Genomic DNA, 17,247 nt, shown 5'->3' with positions numbered 1-17,247 from the left:
TCAATATCCATTGACAACCCGATGAAAACCATCTTTTAGCAAAGATTCATTGAAATTGACCAGAAGACCAACCCTAATTCCTGTGAGCTGCAGGTAGGTTTGAAGTTGCTTGAAATGGACTTTCTCGATTTTCTCTATTGATTTCAGTTCGATAATGACCTTGGATTCGACAATCAAGTCGGCTCGAAAACCGAGCCCCATATTCCGGCCATCCCATTCAACCTCCACTGCGCGTTGGCGCTGAACATCCAAGTCCAGTTTCTCCAGTTCATATGCAAGAATCTCTTCATAAACAGACTCGAAAAGGCCCGGACCAAGTTCTCGATGAATCTGAATACACGTGTCGAGTATCGTCCCGGTTATCTCATTTTCCTGCATTTGGAAATCTCCGTTTCTCTGCGTCTCTGCGTGAACCATCTATTCGAAGAGTGTTCCCTCACGGCCTGGACTTACTTTTCCGAGATGCTCGTAGGCGCGTTCCGTTGCCTGACGGCCACGAGGCGTTCTGGAAATGTAGCCTTCCATGATGAGGAACGGTTCGTAAACCTCCTCAATGGTTCCAGCTTCTTCTCCAACGGCAGTTGCAACAGTTGTCAACCCGACCGGGCCGCCTTTGAACTTCTCAATGATGGTTCTGAGGATGCGGTTGTCCATCTCATCCAAACCGTGCTTATCCACATTCAGGGCATTGAGTGCGAATTGCGTAATATCCTTCGTGATCGTTCCATCGCCTTTTATCTGCGCGAAGTCTCGAACGCGCCTGAGCAAGGCATTGGTGATCCGTGGCGTACCACGACTTCTGCGCGCGATTTCCACCGCTGCATCATCATCAATCGGAACGTCAAGAATGGCTGCGGATCGCTTCACAATTCCCGCCAAAACCTTCGCATCATAGTATTCCAAGCGGGAGGTGATCCCGAAACGTGCACGCAAGGGCGAAGTGAGCAGACCGGAACGAGTGGTGGCACCCACAAGCGTAAATGGATTGAGGTTGATCTGCACCGAACGCGCATTCGGTCCGGTCTCTATCATAATATCGATGCGGTAATCTTCCATGGCCGAGTAGAGATATTCCTCCACTACGGGCGAAAGACGATGGATCTCGTCAATGAACAGCACATCGTTCGGCTCGAGGTTGGTGAGCAGTCCGGCAAGATCTCCAGGCTTGTCCAACACGGGACCTGATGTCAATTTCAGACTCACACCCAGATCATTGGCAATGATGTTGGCCAACGTGGTCTTGCCCAGCCCTGGCGGGCCATGCAGAAGCACGTGATCCAACGCCTCCTCGCGCTGTTTGGCCGCCTGAACGAAGATCTTCAGATTCTCCACCACCTTGTCCTGCCCGCTGAACTCATTGAAGCCCACGGGGCGCAGCGCCCGCTCCGTTTCTCGGTCAATGGGAAGCTGATTCTCGGAAGATGGATCGAGGTTCTGATTCATGTTTCAAAAGTATGGGATCGGAAACGTGAAATTTCTGATGAATACGAAGTTTTACCTATTTGACATGTTGAGAAGGCGGTTACATTTGTGTTACAAACACGTTAACCAAATCAATCTGCAATGAAAACAAGAATTATTCTATCGATGGTAGTTGGTGTCCTGATCGCAACGGGAGCCTCAGCCCAGAAAATGAAATTGACCAAAGGTTCATTCAAAGCTTTGTCCGGTCAAAAGGAAGTAAACGTTGTGTACAAGTATGATGACATGAACGTTGGCACGGGCAAGAATGAGATGAAAGAAACGGCCTACGTGGCAAAAAAGATCAAGGAATACAACGAAAAAGAGGCCGGACGGGGCGACAGCTGGTCAAAGGCTTGGGTGGCCGATCGTGAAGGCCGTTTTCAAGGGAAGTTTGAGGAGTTGTTCAACAAAGGCATGAGCAAGGAAGGAATGTCCATCGGAACAGGAAGAGACGATGCCAAGTACACGCTTATCGTTCATACTACCATGACCGAGCCTGGATTCAGCGTACCAATGGTAATGACCGTTCCAGCAAGTATCAACCTGAAAATCAGTTTGGTTGAAACAGGTTCTGACAAAACTCTTGGAGAAATGGATCTGATCGGAGCTCCTGGAAATGCATTCAACGGTGCGGCTTGGGATACCGGTAACCGTATTCAGGAATCCTACGCCAAGGCAGGTAAGGAATTTGCCAAGTGGTTGCCAAAGAAAGGAATGAAGTAATTCTTCCGATTCATACCGAAATTGAAAGGATGGCCGCAAGCCATCCTTTTTTATTTGCAGAGGCCGAACCAGCTAACACTAAAATTGTATTTTGTCGGGCAATCTCAAATACGACTCACCCACCGAATAACAATGATTTTTTCTACCCTGAAGCGTCTAACGCTGACCACCATTTTGGCCAGCAATCTTCTTTTTTCAAGTTGCGGATATATCGCACTCACCAGAAAAACCGCATTCATCACAGCCACACCGGAGGTTACTGTTTCCATTGCTGAGAAGGAAGACGGCCCTTATGAGGAGATCACCTCCCGTAAGACCAAGATCAAACTGAACCATTTTCACAAGCGGTACTTCATACGCCAGGAAAGGACAGGATTCGTCAGCAACACCATTGAGCTGACCCGTACTTCGAGCAATCGCCTCAAACGCTTAGACATTGCGCTTGCGATATCCTCAAATATCGTAGCTACCATCTTCACACCGGTCCACTTTATCCAAAGCTCTTCACGTTTCGGTTCGGGAGTTTCGCCCTCAACGGCACAGACCGTGCTCATGTACACCAACCTGGGCGTTGGTCTCGCAGCTTGGGGGGCCATTATTCCTATTCCCGGAAAGATCTTCCCCAAGAAAGTGGACCTTCCCGAACTAATTCCTATTCTGACCAAAGACACCAACCAGCTCTTCATTACGGCAGGAGACCACGAGTTCAAATTATCGAAGAACGGAGTGAAGGTGCACGATTACCCCACAATGAAACAGTTCACAAACGGGTACGGTTATGAGGTACGGGATTCAACGGACGAGTTTCAGTCCATGGCCGACCTGAAGATCTACGAAGACATCAGCAAGCTACTTATCGATGCAGAATACGGGATCGATTCTGCCAACGCGGCTCTTGACAAAACCTTGAAACTGGACAGTCGAACAGTTTCGTTGGTTTACATCACCGCAGACGAGAAGCTGCGATGCGAGGTGCGTACAGCGTGGGCCTTGGAAACGATGGACGAACTGCAATACCTGTATGACAAGACTTTTCATGGAAATTCAGAATGGGTTGAATTCAACGAGGAATCGTTGGACAAGGATGGCAAAGAGTCCATCATCCGAGAGTCATTTGTGGAAGCGTTGGACAATTCTTTCAAACGTTTCCTTGCATTGGATACGGTTCAATCCATCTTGAGCAGCCCTGTCCCGATTCCGCTGACCGAAGAGGAAGAACTTGACCTTAATTCCGGTTCTGAGTTTGTCAGTTCTGTTAGCGATGCGGTAAAATCGGTCGTCACCGTTGTTACCAACGAAGGTCACGGAAGTGGATGCGTGATCACACCTGATGGCTACATCGTGACCAATGCCCACGTGGTTGAGGATGACACCACCGACCTGAAAGCCATTATGGGTGATGATGTGGAAAAGAAGATCCCGCTGAAGTTCATCCGAATGAACGAGGCCATTGACCTTGCGCTGCTAAAACTCGACACCACAGGTCTGAAACCGTTGAAACTTGCTCTCTCAAATCAGATTGAAACAGGCGCAGATGCCTACGCCATTGGAACTCCGGCAGATGTGGAGTTGGGACAGACCGTAACGCGCGGCATCATCTCCGGAAAACGGAAGTTCGGTGGCCACCAACTGATACAGACAGATGTGGCCATCAGTGGAGGGAACAGCGGTGGCGCGCTCATCCGACCTGACGGGATCCTGATGGGAATCGTTACCTCAGAAATGCGAAGCCGAAGCGTGGATGACATCGGTTTTGCCATTCCGGCCACGACTATCGAAGAATCACTTAAAATCAAAATCAACCAATAGACCCACTTAGATGAAAAAACTCCTAACCCTAATCGTTTTTTGCGCAGGCTTGTCTGTAGCATTTGCTCAGAAGGTTCAGACCGAAGCAAAAAATTTCGATGTCTTCTTTGGCCCGAAGGAAAAGCGTGATGTTGGCACAACCGTTGGCTCCTTCATTGGTGGCGACAGCGAAGCATTCTATACCCATTTTGCCAAAGGACGGGAGGTAACATACGCCAAATACGGCTATGACCTCAAGCGCAAGAACAAGAATGAGATAGAGTACCCGAAAGAGAAAGTACTGCGCAACTCAGAGTTCCACATGGAAATTGACGATGCCATCTATGAGTTCTACTCGATATCGGACAAAAAAGCAAAGACCAACAAACTCTATTGCCGAACCCTGAACAAGGACAAGTTGGCCCCAAATAAGGATGACACGGAGATCTTCACTCTTAAAGGAGAGGCGTTCTACAAGAATTTCGCAAATGCATTTACACAAGTGGACCGGTCACCGGACGGAGGCCTGTTTCTGGTAACCCTCAAACTGCCCGAAGAGAAAGACCGTTACAGAAGGTTCAAATTCATGGTCTTCGACCGCGAATTCAAACCTCTATGGGAAAAGACCGAAAAGTTCTACATAAGCAAAGACAAGGTATTCAAGGTTGTCAATCAGGATTGGGTTTCTGCGGGAGGTGGAAATTTCTTTTTCCGCATGGCGAACAGCGGAAGCTACAATGCTTTCAGCATCAACAATGAAGGAGAGGTGCTGACCTGGGGCGTGCAGGACAAAGGACGCGACTATGATGCAAGCAAGCGGTTTGAAACCTACGTTTTCAAGATCACCAAGGAATCGACCAAAAATGCAAAGGTTGGATTCAAAGACAAGAAGATCCTCAGTTCAAGCATCAGATGGTCGCAAGACGGTAAAGTGATGATCAGCGGGTTTTATAATGACAATCCAAAAACCAAATACAACCTGATAGATGGTGCCTATCTGAGCTTTTGGGATGTGGACGCTGGCGAACCGACACACATCAGCTTCGATGCATTTACCGAGGAGTTCAAGACTCAATACTGGTCAGAACGAAAAGTGAAAAAGTTTGAGAAAGAGAAAAGCAAAGGGAAAGACCGTGTGGGAATGGACCTTTTCTATCTGGATCACACGGTTCAGAAATCTGATGGCGGAGTACTCTTGGTAGGCGAGCGTTTTTACACCTATTACCAGCGGGTCGGTAAAATGCAGATCAAGAAGTACGTGCATGGAAATATCATCGTCATCAATGTCGATCCCGAAGGAAATATCCTGTGGTCGAAGAAGATCCCTAAGCATCAGGACAGTGCGAACCCCAATAGCGTGGGTTACTCGTTTGCTTACACCAACGACAAGCTTTACTTCATCTACAACGACAACTTTAAGAACATTGCTCCAGGTTGGGATGGTTCCAAGGTTTACACATTCGCTACCGGAGACAACCCAGTTGTAATAGCCACCTGCGATATTTCCAATGATGGAGAAATAACCAGAGAAAAAGCTTGGACCACCGACGAAGCGGGCGGAATGCTTGAAAATGATTCGAAGGTCGATCAATTGTTCTCTGATGAAGTGATCGTTTACATCCAAGGAGGAAAAGGCACACAGCGATTGATCCGTGTTGAATTGAAATAACGGTCCGATCCGATTGTTCCCGAACAGGTTGGGGCGGCCAATGGCCGCCCCAACCTGTTTTTAACACATATTGTAACACCTTTGGAAACCACGGCTTGGTGGTTTTCTATATTTGACGCTCTTTAAACCAAAACTATGAAGCGAATTCTCTACTTGGCGGTCGCCACATCTACCATCTTGGCCGCCTGCAACCAAGGAAGCAACACCAAACTTCCTGAAGGTGTCAAACTCATTGAAAAGGTCGAAAAGGCCAAAGACGGACTTTCCGTCCCTTACGAGAAATACGAATTGGACAATGGTCTGAAAGTGATCATTCACGAAGATCATTCCGACCCGATCGTGCATGTGGATGTGACCTACCACGTGGGTTCGGCACGTGAGGAACCGATGCATTCCGGTTTCGCGCACTTCTTCGAGCACATGATGTTCCAAGGTTCAGACCACGTGGCCGATGAAGAACACTTCAAAACCGTGTCTGAATCGGGTGGTACACTGAACGGAACCACCAATAAGGACAGAACCAACTACTTCGAAACGCTACCAAGCAACCAATTGGAACGTGCGCTTTGGTTGGAGGCTGACCGCATGGGTTTCCTTTTGGATGCGGTAACGCAAAAGAAATTTGAGGTGCAGCGCGCCACGGTTAAGAACGAGCGCGGCCAGAGCTACGACAACCGCCCGTACGGTTTGGTGGGCGAAAAGGTGATGCAGGCGCAATACCCGCAGACGCATCCTTACCACTGGCCGACCATCGGGTACTTGGAAGACCTTGACCGCGCCAACGTGGACGACCTCAAGAACTTCTTCCTCCGTTGGTATGGGCCGAACAATGCGGCCTTGACCGTTGCTGGAGACGTAGACCCAGCGCAGGTGTTGGAACTGGTGAAGAAGTATTTCGGAACCATTCCACGCGGAGCCGAAGTGGTGAATCAAACAGTTGAGCGTTCGGTTTTGGATGAGGACCGTTACATCTCTTACGAGGATCAGATCCGTTTTCCGCTTATCCAGTTCTCCTACCCTACCGTTCCTAATTTCCATCCGGACGAAGCTCCGTTGGATGTGCTTTCAGACATCTTGGGAGGAAGCAAGAACTCGCTTTTCTACAAGAATTTCCAGAAATCTCAGATGGCCATTCAGGCATCTGTTCAGCATCCTTGCCAGGAATTGGCAGGGCAGTTCCAACTGACGGTTCTTCCTTACCCTGGAAAAACCTTGGCCGAAATGGAAGAAATGATCCGTGCCACGCTGAAGGAGTTTGAGGAAAGAGGCGTGAACGAAGACGACCTGAAGCGTTTCAAGTCATCCTTCGAAAGTCAGATGATCAGCGGATTAGAGACCGTTTCGGGCAAAGCAAGGCAACTGGCATCATACCAGTACATCCACGACAATCCGAATTACGTTGCTCAGGACCTGAAGCGCTACATGGACGTGACCGCTGAAGATGTGATGCGGGTGTACAACACGTACATCAAGGATCAGCATCCGGTCATTCTGAGCGTGACCCCGAAGGGAATGCCACAGCTGAAAGCGCATGACGACACCTTCGTTTATGTGCGTGATACAACGCTGAAAGCGAACATGGCCCAGTACGAAGGACTGGTTTACAACAAGCCAACGCCAGAGGAAGACGGTTTCGACCGAAACGTGAAGCCTGCTCCGGGTCCAAGCCCGGTCATCAAGGTTCCAGCATTCTGGGAAACGTCATTCGACAATGGCATGAAACTGATCGGTGCCAAGAACGATGAGATCCCAAAGGTTTACCTGCGTTTGGGCATCAAGGCCGGACACCGCTACGAGGATGCCGCCAAGGCAGGACTTGCCAACCTTGTGGGCGACATGCTGGGTGAAACGACCCAAAGCTATTCTGCCGAAGAGCTTTCCGGTGAATTGGAGAAATTGGGAAGTTCCATCGATGTTTACACCAGCGATGACGAGATCGTTGTGAACGTTAGCTCGCTCACCAAGAACTTGGACGGCACGCTCAAGTTGCTCGAAGAGGTGTTGATGAAACCACGTTTCACCGAAGACGATTTCAACCGTTTGAAGATGGAGCAGATGGAATCCATTTCCAATCAGGTGAACCAACCGACCACGTTGGCAAACAACCAATTTGACAAGGTGCTTTATGGCGAAGGCCACATCCTGTCCGTTCCGGCCATCGGCACAGAGGCCACACTTGGTGGCGTTACGCTAACCGATGTGCAGGAATTCTACGAGAACAAGTTTGCACCGAACATCACCAACTTGGTGGTTGTGGGCGATGTGGAGAAAGATGACATTCTCGGTAAACTCGATTTCCTGAAAGCATGGGAGAAGAAGGATGTTTCCTTCCCAGAAGAGCCTGCTACTCCAGAGCCTGCCGCTACCAAGATCTACTTGGTTGACAAGCCGGGTGCTGCGCAGAGCGAGATCCGCATGGGTTACCTCGCGCTGCCATTCGATGCCACAGGCGATTACTACAAGGCCAAGCTGATGAACTTCAACCTTGGTGGTAACTTTAACAGCCGCATCAATCTCGATCTGCGGGAGGACAAGGGTTGGACCTACGGTTCGTACACCTACTTCTCAGGCACGGAAGAAAAAGGTCCGTTCACTGCCGGGGGCGCCTTTAAGCGCGAAGCGACCGACAGCGCGGTGGCGGCCTTTATCGAGCACTTCAAGGAGTTCGCCAAGGATGGCATCAAGGATGACGAACTGGCCTTCCTGAAAAGTTCTGTCGGACAGAAAGACGCGTTGAAATACGAGGCAGGGTATCAGAAAACAGGATTCCTGAACACGATCCTCCGCTTTGGATTGGATGCCAACTATACGGACGAGCAGAACGAGATCCTGAAAAATCTCACCAAAGAAGATGTGAACAAACTGGCTGCCGAGTACATCCAACCGGATAAGATGGCCATTGTGGTGGTGGGCGACAAATCGGTGGTTTACGATGGCCTCAGCAAACTGCCTTACGAAATTGAGGTGGTGAACCTGAGCATGGACGCACCGAAAGATTAATTCGGACAGACACAAGCGAAAGCCCCGCCAAGCGAATCGTTTGGCGGGGCTTTTTGTTTACTTTTCATTCACGCTTCAATGGCATGGAGGATAATGACAATGGATGTCAAATAGATCAGTCTATGACCGATCGTAACCAACACCACAGGAGCGATCCTTCGGAACACTCGCTTGGGCGAGGGGAATGTCCGTTTTCTGTAGACTAATAGATAATTCATAATTGTTTCGAGACTCTCACAATAACGTTTTGACGGAGAAAAATGATAGAAGAAACCCTCTTGGCATTGTTGAATAGTCTTAACCTTGATATGAAATGAGTTGTGAGCGATAAATTGATAACTATTTTCTTTCTAATAGTGATGAGTCATTGTGGAGTTGCTCAGTCTATACTGCATATTAGACATGATTGGAACGGCACTAATCCAGATTTCACAAAGGCTATGCTTCAGGAATTCAAGATGGAGCTCATTATCGAATCTCAATACTACGAGCTGATACGACTGTCGGAATCTGAGTTTCGACTTCCGGTACTAAACCCCGAAGAGTGCGAAGGTTTGAAAAATTCAAAATACGCCATTGTTCGGTTTTCTAATTCAAACTCATGTTTTGTGACGCACTTTCCGAACGTGTTCTGTGACTCAGTAGAAACGGAACATGACGGTCTGCTTGGTTTTCATATTAAGAGTAGGCGTCTAAATGCTAAGCATGATCCTCACGCTAAACCACGATTCAGCAAGAGACTTCAAATGTCATTTGCATTTGACAGTATAAGAACTCACTACCCTTATTTGATGAGTTGTAAAGAATATAGAAAGCGCGATAATTCGTATGATTTTTAATGTCTCCCCGCTCGGGCGCATCTGTGACGCGTTTGTAGGTAGCAGAAAAGAATAATCATGGATGTAGTGGATAGAACAAATCAATTAGTGGGGAAGGTGAAGTCACCTATAAAAAGTGGAAACTCCTACTCTGGGAAATTTGAGGCTATCTCCATGCCATCTGAATTGATGGAGTTATTCAGGAGGTATGAAGACTATGCCAATAACCAAATGTTGAGCCTGTTAGACGATATAGATTTCGAAATAGAAGGATATGGTTTGAAGTTGAAAGATAGTGGAGAAAAAATGCTTAATGTCCAAATTATGAATGGCGATGACATCACATTTAAAGTCCCTGCTCGGTCGCATCTGTGACGCGTTTGTAGGCATGCAAGCGAACAAGTCGTGGGTTGCAAACGCGGGCAGGAGGGTAAAGATTGGATTTTTGGTGCTATCGGGCTTGATGTTTACCTATTCCGCTGCTATCGGACAGATAGGATATAATTCAAGTGAGAAACATAAGTTTGAAGTTGATGCGGTTATAGACGGATTGGGGAGGAATTATGTTGGCTGTGGTACAGTCGTGTACTCCATTTGTGTGAAAGGCACCGTAGAATCCGCATCGATTTTCGGTGATAAGAGTGTTTTGTTTATCATCACCTGTCCTGAAGTATTAAATGGTTTGTTTTTGGGCAATCATTACAAGGTCACTGTAGAGTTCTATTCAGATGATTCTTTGGGAGGACTTGTTTCGGGCTGTGAAGGTCAATCGCAAGAGGGTGAACTGACAGTCAAACCAACAAAACTGAAGGTTTTGGATATTCAGGTGCTTTCGAAATAGTTCCTTCTTATCTCCCCGATCGGGCGCATCTGTGCGTTTGTTGGCACGCAAGCGAACAGGGTTCTTAAGGCAAATGTCGATACTAATCAACACGATTGTGAAAAATGAAAAACAGAAAAATCATACTGACACGCACATTGGTAACCGCTGTTCTTCTCATTTCACCCTATCTTGGTTATGGTCAGCTTTTTGATTTAAAGGCCAATATATTTTTCGAGTTTTCGAATAAAACAACATGTTCATTTTACATCTCTCATTCCGAGAACAGGGGTAGGATGCCATATTACATCAGTTCAGAATTGATAAAAATGTTCGATTTGAGGGATACCATAATAAATGGTATCCAGATCAACCTGTTTCAAGGTAGGGAATTGGCAAGAGCATACGGCCTGAATCGGACTGGAAATACCTTGAGCACCAGAAGTGTAATGGTTAAAAGTAGTGCGCCAAATGAAATTGTATTTGTAATGCGCGATGTCGCTTTTCCTCTTGACAAGAACTTCTTCAAGAAGGGCAGATCATCTATTGGAGCCCTCAACAGAATTTGGACGATTCGATACTTTCTTAAGGAAGATTGCACATGGGACTCGGAAGTCATTTTGGAGAGATAGCATAATGACTTCCAGCTCAGGCGCGTCCGTGACCCGTTCGTAGGTACACAAGCAAACAGGCCACGCCCTTACAATGCGCGGCATCGGCAGCTTTTTGTTTACTTTTCAATGGGTTGAGAAAAGAAGTGCTGCCCATCCTAGAATAAGTTTATTGAAAACCCGTTCGGCCTTTTGCATTGATGAAGAAGAACACCCGATGGTAACTTCAAGACACGTCACGCTTCTTTTCTCCGCTTTGGTCCTTGGCTTCATGGAGGTAGCTGGTCAAACGTTGAACAAAGATTCGCGGGCGGCTGAACTTCCAAAACAACAGATTCCGTACACCATCGAATTCAACCGGGTTTGTTTTATGGCAAGCGACACCGTTTATCGATTTACCCGATTCACGGAAGAAAACGGGTACATGTATTTTCAGGTTGGTTTTGCCGATTCAACCCACACGATAGACCCCGATCTTGTTTTCACCGCTGATGGTTCTGTCTACAGGCTCGAACCCGCGTTCAACCCTCAGGTCGACACCATCTACAGTTACCGAAAGAGCGCGAATGTGAACTATGACACGACCTTTTCGGACGTGGTGGTCAAAGGCGTTCACTATTTCAATTCGGCATTGTATGATGACATGCGGTTTTCAGAGATCCTGCAATCTGCAGATGAGCACCCTCTTGATGAAGACATCATTGCACTTCGTACAGTAGATTATTTCCCAGGTAGCTTCCAGAAGCATCCAACCTTTTTGGTAGAGAAAATTGTTTTTGGAAAAGACTCGGCCATTTGCACACGAATTGAAGGTGAATCCATCGACTTCAACGGTTTCCGTGTAACCCGCAGAGAATCCTTTACAATAGACGCGAACAGCTTGAAACGCATACGGAAACGATTGAGCGCCATTCCCACCGAACCTGTTGCGTGTATAACGGGCGACCCATGGCTATTGGAGTATCGAAACCAACAGGAATATTCCAATTACATCATTGCAGATGTATGCCATCTGTACGAAGACCGGAAGAATAAAAAGAGCCGCAACGACATTATCTTACTGCACGCTTTCATCCACAGTTTGCTACCATGAGGTTGCTGATGCGGTCAACGCTGAAAGCCCCGCCAAGCGAATTGCTTGGCGGGGCTTTTTGTTTACTTTTCATTCATGCTTCATCGGCATGGAGGATATGGACCAATCTGTAATTGGTGGTGTTCAGTACCATGATAATGTCTCTTCTGAACACTCGCGGGCGCAGGATTTTCATTTAACGATTGTCACATAACCGGTCGCATGTCCTACGTTCTGCAGAAAGTCAACGTAGGTGATAATGTAGAAATAAGTTCCTGCATCTACATTATCTCCATTCCAATCTATTGTAAGGTCATTTGACTTAAAAACCGATCTCCCCCATCTATTGTAGATCGCGGTTCTCATTTCTGCAATCCCTAAGTTGGTTTCTGGGGTGAAAAGTTCATTTATACCATCTTTGTTGGGTGTGAAAACGTTGGGAATCAATAGAATTGGATCACATATTTCATGATGGACCGTTACCGTATCACTTACACTACAGTTGTTCAAACTGAGTTCGACCCAATAGACCCCATCCTCGACCGCTACCAAAGTTGGATTCATCGAGTTATCCTGCCACAGGTAGGTCGCTCCTGGGATGGTTGCATCAAGAAGAAATTCCTTACCCAAGCAGACCACGGTATCGTTTCCAAGTACATCTGTAGGCAACTCATTATAAGCTACATTCAGGGTATCGACCGAACTGCAATTTTCGATAGTAACCTCAACCCAGTATGTTCCTTGGTGGGTAACTTCGAAGAATGCATTTTCAGACCCGTCTTGCCAAACGTAAGTTGCGCCATTTGTCATTGCATCAATGGCCAAACTATCACCTATACACAATGAAGTGTCCTGTCCCAAGTTAACAGACGGCACGGGGTTAACCACCAAGTAAGTTATTGCAATACTGTCATTACCATTTACACTTCCACCGTGAATTGTATCTGAGTAAAGACCGGTTTCGTATTGATACATTCCAGCAAGTAGCATACTGTCTCCGGTACAGATTTCTACTGTCTGCACAGCTGGAACAATAGAAGAAGAACAAACTGCCAGTAAACTTCCTGCAGAACCACCATCTCCGGACACCGTCAAAGAGCTGAATGGCTCGGAGTTGGTCACCGTAAAAATCCCGCCTCCGCCTCCACTGGAACTCGGAGCACCTAATCCAGACGTGATCACGTTAGCTGATACAGTCGTGAAACAAGAGCCATGATCGATTATTGTAGGTATACCTGCATTGGTAGTGAACGTAAAAACTTCGTTCGCATCATTTCCTGTCGCAGTTAACACAAAATCTATATCATTGACCTGTATGCTGAAATTGAACGTGTATTCATAAGCACCACCTTCACCAATATGAATTGAACCAGGAGGCGTGGTGTACAACAGTCCGCAAGATGAATAACTGGTACCGAAAAAGGAAACGGAGCCACTATAGGTTGCTGTGACATCAACCCCATTGATGGTTGCAGGAGGTACAATTGAATTTGAGCATATCTGTGCGCAGCTCAGACTTGGGACAATTGCCATTATATACAGTAAGAACCTCATAACCAACTTCATCCATCCCAAACATACCCAATAAACCAACAACCTTCTTGTCCCAATTGATGAACGGTGAGGAATCAATTGATAAATGGCCTTGATAAAGCAATGAGTGACGAAAAAAAACACCCGCTCAAATCTTCTGAATGGCGACCTGTAGATTAGCGTTGTCAACTTTTTGAAAGTTGACAACGCTTTTCGGTTGTGATCACTTCCGCTTCTTGCTGAAGAACAGCTTAAGCAGGTCGGCACAGTCATCGGCCATCACACCAGCCGTCACTTTGGTTTTGGGATGCAGCAGATTCCCTACCGTTGAAAAACCCCGTTTGTCATCGCTGGCACCATACACCACGCGGTCCGCTTGGCTCCAGAAAAGCGCACCTGCACACATCACGCAGGGCTCCAACGTTACATAAACCGTGCACCCCTTCAGGTACTTGCCACCGATAAAATCGGCTGCCGAGGTAATGGCCTGCATCTCGGCATGGGCCGTTACATCATTCAACGCTTCGGTAAGGTTGTGCGCCCGCGCAATGACGCGCTTGTTGGCCACTACCACCACCCCAACAGGCACCTCGTCCTTATCGAAGGCCTTGTTCGCCTCCTTCAGGGCCTCCTTCATAAAATGCTCGTCCGAAAAAACGCTGAGTTCCATGCCGCTAAATTGAGCTACAAGTATAAAGTTCAATCCTGCAACTTCCATTTGCCGTGCGTTCACATCCCGAACCGATGAACATGACCGCCTCTACCGGGCGGAATAAGGCGCTACGTGTCCGTATATTCCGCTATGTTGCTTTGCAGAGCCGTGAGAAGGCTTTGCAGCTCCATTAGATTGCTTTGCAGAGCCCATTGAGGTCTTTGAAAAGCCGTTACGCGTCCGTTCAGAGCCGTAAAGAGCCCTTGCAGACCGCTTCGCGGCCATAGAAAGCCGCTTCGTTTCCATAGAAGGCGGCCAATGTTCCATAGAAGACCGCTTCGGGGTGCTTGAAGGTCCGTTCGGGTCTCCAAAAAATGCTGCAAGAGGGTCTGAACGGTCTGAGAGAGTTCCTCATCTCATTGCAAAAAGCCCTCAGGGTACTGACAGAAAAGGTGGCAGAAAACCCCTCAATGGCCGGGTGGTCGCAAGGCTTCGAAATTCCTACCTTGGCGGCCTCAAAATCAAGTACAGATGCATCGTACACATACCTGCGGAGAACTGCGTGCCGAGAACATCGGCCAAGAAGTGACATTGAGCGGCTGGGTCCAACGTGGCCGCGACCTTGGTGGAATGACCTTCATCGACCTCCGCGACCGATACGGCATCACGCAGTTGGCCTTCAACCTGGAAGTGAACAAGGAGCTGTGCCTCAAAGCGCGTTCGCTTGGGCGTGAGTTCGTGATAAAAGCAACGGGCAAAGTGGCCGAACGCGAGAGCAAGAACAGGAACATGCCCACGGGCGATGTGGAGATCATTGTTTCGAAACTCGAAGTGCTGAATGCGGCCAAAACACCTCCGTTCACCATTGAGGACGATACGGACGGTGGCGAGGAGATCCGCATGAAATACCGCTACCTGGACCTTCGCAGAAAGAAGATGCGCAGCAACTTGGAACTGCGTCACCGCCTTTCCATCGAAACCCGCAAGTTCATGGACGAGCAGGGATTCTTGGAAGTGGAAACGCCTTACCTCATCAAGAGCACCCCCGAAGGCGCGCGCGATTTCGTGGTGCCTTCGCGTATGAATCAGGGCGAGTTCTATGCACTGCCCCAGAGTCCGCAGACCTTCAAGCAATTGCTGATGGTCTCAGGCTTCGATAAGTATTACCAGATCGTGCGTTGCTTCCGCGATGAGGACCTTCGTGCCGACCGCCAGCCTGAGTTTACTCAGTTGGACTGCGAAATGGCGTTCATTGAGCAGGAAGACATTCTGAACATGTTCGAAGCGTTGGTGCGCCACCTTTTCAAAACCGTGAAAGGTGTGGAACTGAACAGCTTTCCACGCATGGAATATGCCGATGCCATGCGTTTGTACGGTTCGGACAAACCAGACCTGCGTTTCGGTATGCAGTTCGTAGAACTGAATGAGGTGGTGAAGAACCAAGGTTTCGGTGTGTTCGACAATGCCGAATTGGTTGTGGGCATCAACGTAAAAGGCGGAAATGCTTTCACCCGCAAGCAGATAGATGCGCTGACCGATTTTGTGAAGCGTCCGCAGATCGGTGCCACAGGATTGATCTACTGTCGCCACAATGAGGACGGAACTTTCAAGAGTTCGGTGGATAAATTCTTTACCGAAGACAAACTGGCCGATTGGAGCCGTGCGTTCGAATCGGAGGCCGGAGACCTGATGCTGGTGCTTGCCGGACAGACCGATAAGGTGCGCAAGCAATTGTCGGAACTGCGCTTGCATGTGGCCGCAGAACAAGGATTGATGAATCCGAACGAGTTTGCACCGTTGTGGGTGGTCAATTTCCCGCTGTTGGAGTGGGATGAGGAGACCAACCGTTTCCATGCCATGCACCACCCGTTCACATCGGCCAAACCGGAAGACCTTCATCTGATGGAGACCGACCCGGGCAACGTTCGCGCCAATGCGTATGACATGGTGATCAACGGCACCGAGTTGGGCGGAGGCTCTATCCGTATTCACGATAAGCAGCAACAGAAGCGGATGTTCGACCTGCTCGGGTTCACCGAAGAAGAGGCCAAGAACCAGTTCGGCTTTTTGATGGACGCCTTTGAATTCGGGGCACCTCCGCATGGTGGTATCGCCTTCGGTTTCGACAGGCTTTCGGCCATTTTCGGTGGCCAGAAGGACATCCGCGACTTCATTGCCTTCCCAAAGAACAACGCTGGCCGCGATATGATGATCGATTCGCCTTCTGTGATTGACAAGGCGCAGTTGGATGAACTCAGTATTGGCGTTCTAAGCACAAAAGACGTGTCGTCTTAGGTAGTTTTAAGAATTATATTTGCGGCCATGAAATTCAGACCAGCGGTTCTGCTGTTATTCTTATTTTCTGTTCTGATACTGAACGAATCGTGTATCACAAGAAAAGACATCTCTTATTTTCAAGATGTTTCGGATTCTCTGAGTACGCAAAAAATCTCAAAAGGCTTTGAAGCGGTTATTCAATCAGGCGATATCCTCTCGGTACATGTTTCCAGTTTGAGCAAAGAGGCCAGCAGCTTCTTCAATGTTGTTGGAGAAACAACCGATCAACAGGTGGCCAACACCTATTTGGTTGATGCTGATGGCAACATAGAAATGCCGCTTATTGGTCTGATCCATGTAAGCAACCTCACTACTCAGGTAGCCAGAGACAGCCTTAAACAGCATTTGGACAAGTATCTTGTAGATCCTACGGTCAATATTCGAATCCGAAACTTCAAGGTCACCGTTCTTGGAGAGGTGGCTCAACCTGGGGTTTATACCATTCCCAATGAGAAGATCACCTTGATGGAAGCGCTGGGTCTGGCTGGCGATATGACAATCTTTGCCAAGCGGGTGAATGTACTTCTTATAAGAGAGGACCGGGGGCAAAGGGAATTTGTAAAACTTGACCTCACATCCAAAGAATTCTTCGAATCGGACTACTACTATCTGCACAGCAACGACATTATTTACGTGGAACCGGGAAAAGGAAAGTTCGCGTCTGCAGATGCTTGGTATAAGATTCTTCCGATCGTGTTCAGCGGTCTGACGGCCTTAGGGCTATTCCTTGGGAGGGCTGGCATAACCTTTTGATCTTCCT

General features: G+C 48.0%; 14 protein-coding genes. 10 read left to right on the top strand and 4 right to left on the bottom strand.

The features are described from left to right. Window positions 1-378 carry a GxxExxY protein gene (locus tag GC178_10020; protein MBI1287903.1) on the bottom strand — a complete coding sequence of 126 codons (378 nt, stop codon included), beginning with the start codon at window positions 376-378 and terminating at the stop codon, window positions 1-3. Window positions 379-417: 39 nt separating this feature from the next. Beyond that, window positions 418-1,443: a Holliday junction branch migration DNA helicase RuvB gene (gene ruvB, locus GC178_10015; GenBank protein MBI1287902.1), complete on the bottom strand. Its 1,026-nt coding sequence runs from the start codon at window positions 1,441-1,443 to the stop codon at window positions 418-420. A gap of 120 nt (window positions 1,444-1,563) precedes the next feature. On the opposite strand from ruvB, the gene GC178_10010 reads away from it, so the two are divergent. The 8 genes from GC178_10010 (at window position 1,564) to GC178_09975 (ending at window position 11,986) form a co-directional block, all read left to right on the top strand. Further along, window positions 1,564-2,187 (top strand): hypothetical protein, encoded by a 624-nt coding sequence (locus GC178_10010; GenBank protein MBI1287901.1) that lies wholly within the window; start codon window positions 1,564-1,566, stop codon window positions 2,185-2,187. A gap of 132 nt (window positions 2,188-2,319) precedes the next feature. Continuing rightward, a complete protein-coding gene (locus GC178_10005; GenBank protein ID MBI1287900.1) occupies window positions 2,320-3,996 on the top strand; it encodes a trypsin-like serine protease in 1,677 nt (558 codons plus the stop codon). A gap of 10 nt (window positions 3,997-4,006) precedes the next feature. Further along, window positions 4,007-5,644 carry a hypothetical protein gene (locus GC178_10000; GenBank protein MBI1287899.1) on the top strand — a complete coding sequence of 546 codons (1,638 nt, stop codon included), beginning with the start codon at window positions 4,007-4,009 and terminating at the stop codon, window positions 5,642-5,644. 135 nt (window positions 5,645-5,779) lie between these two features. Further along, entirely contained in the window at window positions 5,780-8,644 is a 2,865-nt protein-coding gene (locus GC178_09995; GenBank protein ID MBI1287898.1) for an insulinase family protein, read from the top strand. An 896-nt stretch (window positions 8,645-9,540) separates the two neighbouring features. Continuing rightward, window positions 9,541-9,837, top strand: a complete 297-nt coding sequence (locus tag GC178_09990; GenBank protein ID MBI1287897.1) for a hypothetical protein — start codon at window positions 9,541-9,543, stop codon at window positions 9,835-9,837. 13 nt (window positions 9,838-9,850) lie between these two features. After that, window positions 9,851-10,303: a hypothetical protein gene (locus tag GC178_09985; protein ID MBI1287896.1), complete on the top strand. Its 453-nt coding sequence runs from the start codon at window positions 9,851-9,853 to the stop codon at window positions 10,301-10,303. 104 nt (window positions 10,304-10,407) lie between these two features. Then, window positions 10,408-10,914 (top strand): hypothetical protein, encoded by a 507-nt coding sequence (locus tag GC178_09980; protein ID MBI1287895.1) that lies wholly within the window; start codon window positions 10,408-10,410, stop codon window positions 10,912-10,914. A 151-nt stretch (window positions 10,915-11,065) separates the two neighbouring features. Further along, window positions 11,066-11,986 carry a hypothetical protein gene (locus GC178_09975; GenBank protein ID MBI1287894.1) on the top strand — a complete coding sequence of 307 codons (921 nt, stop codon included), beginning with the start codon at window positions 11,066-11,068 and terminating at the stop codon, window positions 11,984-11,986. A 171-nt stretch (window positions 11,987-12,157) separates the two neighbouring features. Here the strand turns inward: GC178_09975 and GC178_09970 are convergent, their stop codons facing one another. Both GC178_09970 and GC178_09965 read right to left on the bottom strand, forming a co-directional pair. Next, window positions 12,158-13,771, bottom strand: coding sequence for a T9SS type B sorting domain-containing protein (locus GC178_09970; GenBank protein MBI1287893.1), 1,614 nt, complete (start codon window positions 13,769-13,771; stop codon window positions 12,158-12,160). Then, window positions 13,722-14,168, bottom strand: a complete 447-nt coding sequence (locus GC178_09965) for a nucleoside deaminase (GenBank protein MBI1287892.1) — start codon at window positions 14,166-14,168, stop codon at window positions 13,722-13,724. The genes GC178_09970 and GC178_09965 overlap by 50 nt, the downstream gene beginning before the upstream one ends. A 513-nt stretch (window positions 14,169-14,681) precedes the next feature. Here GC178_09965 and aspS point away from each other — a divergent pair. Both aspS and GC178_09955 read left to right on the top strand, forming a co-directional pair. Next, complete coding sequence (aspS, locus tag GC178_09960) at window positions 14,682-16,445, top strand: aspartate--tRNA ligase (protein ID MBI1287891.1); 1,764 nt, start codon at window positions 14,682-14,684, stop codon at window positions 16,443-16,445. A 27-nt stretch (window positions 16,446-16,472) separates the two neighbouring features. Beyond that, entirely contained in the window at window positions 16,473-17,240 is a 768-nt protein-coding gene (locus GC178_09955; protein ID MBI1287890.1) for a polysaccharide export protein, read from the top strand. Window positions 17,241-17,247: the final 7 nt, after the last annotated feature.

Source organism: Flavobacteriales bacterium, from assembly GCA_016124845.1.
In the GTDB taxonomy this organism is placed as follows: domain Bacteria; phylum Bacteroidota; class Bacteroidia; order UBA10329; family UBA10329; genus UBA10329.
The sequence above is the reverse complement of the archived record's forward strand: the minus strand, read 5'-3'. Positions and strand labels throughout refer to the sequence as shown.

Bases quoted from the DNA above. Each gene is read 5' to 3' on its own strand.
- GC178_10020 (MBI1287903.1), bottom strand. From the start codon at position 378: ATGCAGGAAAATGAGATAACCGGGACGATACTCGACACGTGTATTCAG.
- ruvB (MBI1287902.1), bottom strand. From the start codon at position 1,443: ATGAATCAGAACCTCGATCCATCTTCCGAGAATCAGCTTCCCATTGAC.
- GC178_10010 (MBI1287901.1), top strand. From the start codon at position 1,564: ATGAAAACAAGAATTATTCTATCGATGGTAGTTGGTGTCCTGATCGCA.
- GC178_10005 (MBI1287900.1), top strand. From the start codon at position 2,320: ATGATTTTTTCTACCCTGAAGCGTCTAACGCTGACCACCATTTTGGCC.
- GC178_10000 (MBI1287899.1), top strand. From the start codon at position 4,007: ATGAAAAAACTCCTAACCCTAATCGTTTTTTGCGCAGGCTTGTCTGTA.
- GC178_09995 (MBI1287898.1), top strand. From the start codon at position 5,780: ATGAAGCGAATTCTCTACTTGGCGGTCGCCACATCTACCATCTTGGCC.
- GC178_09990 (MBI1287897.1), top strand. From the start codon at position 9,541: ATGGATGTAGTGGATAGAACAAATCAATTAGTGGGGAAGGTGAAGTCA.
- GC178_09985 (MBI1287896.1), top strand. From the start codon at position 9,851: ATGCAAGCGAACAAGTCGTGGGTTGCAAACGCGGGCAGGAGGGTAAAG.
- GC178_09980 (MBI1287895.1), top strand. From the start codon at position 10,408: ATGAAAAACAGAAAAATCATACTGACACGCACATTGGTAACCGCTGTT.
- GC178_09970 (MBI1287893.1), bottom strand. From the start codon at position 13,771: ATGACTGTGCCGACCTGCTTAAGCTGTTCTTCAGCAAGAAGCGGAAGT.
- GC178_09965 (MBI1287892.1), bottom strand. From the start codon at position 14,168: ATGGAACTCAGCGTTTTTTCGGACGAGCATTTTATGAAGGAGGCCCTG.
- aspS (MBI1287891.1), top strand. From the start codon at position 14,682: ATGCATCGTACACATACCTGCGGAGAACTGCGTGCCGAGAACATCGGC.
- GC178_09955 (MBI1287890.1), top strand. From the start codon at position 16,473: ATGAAATTCAGACCAGCGGTTCTGCTGTTATTCTTATTTTCTGTTCTG.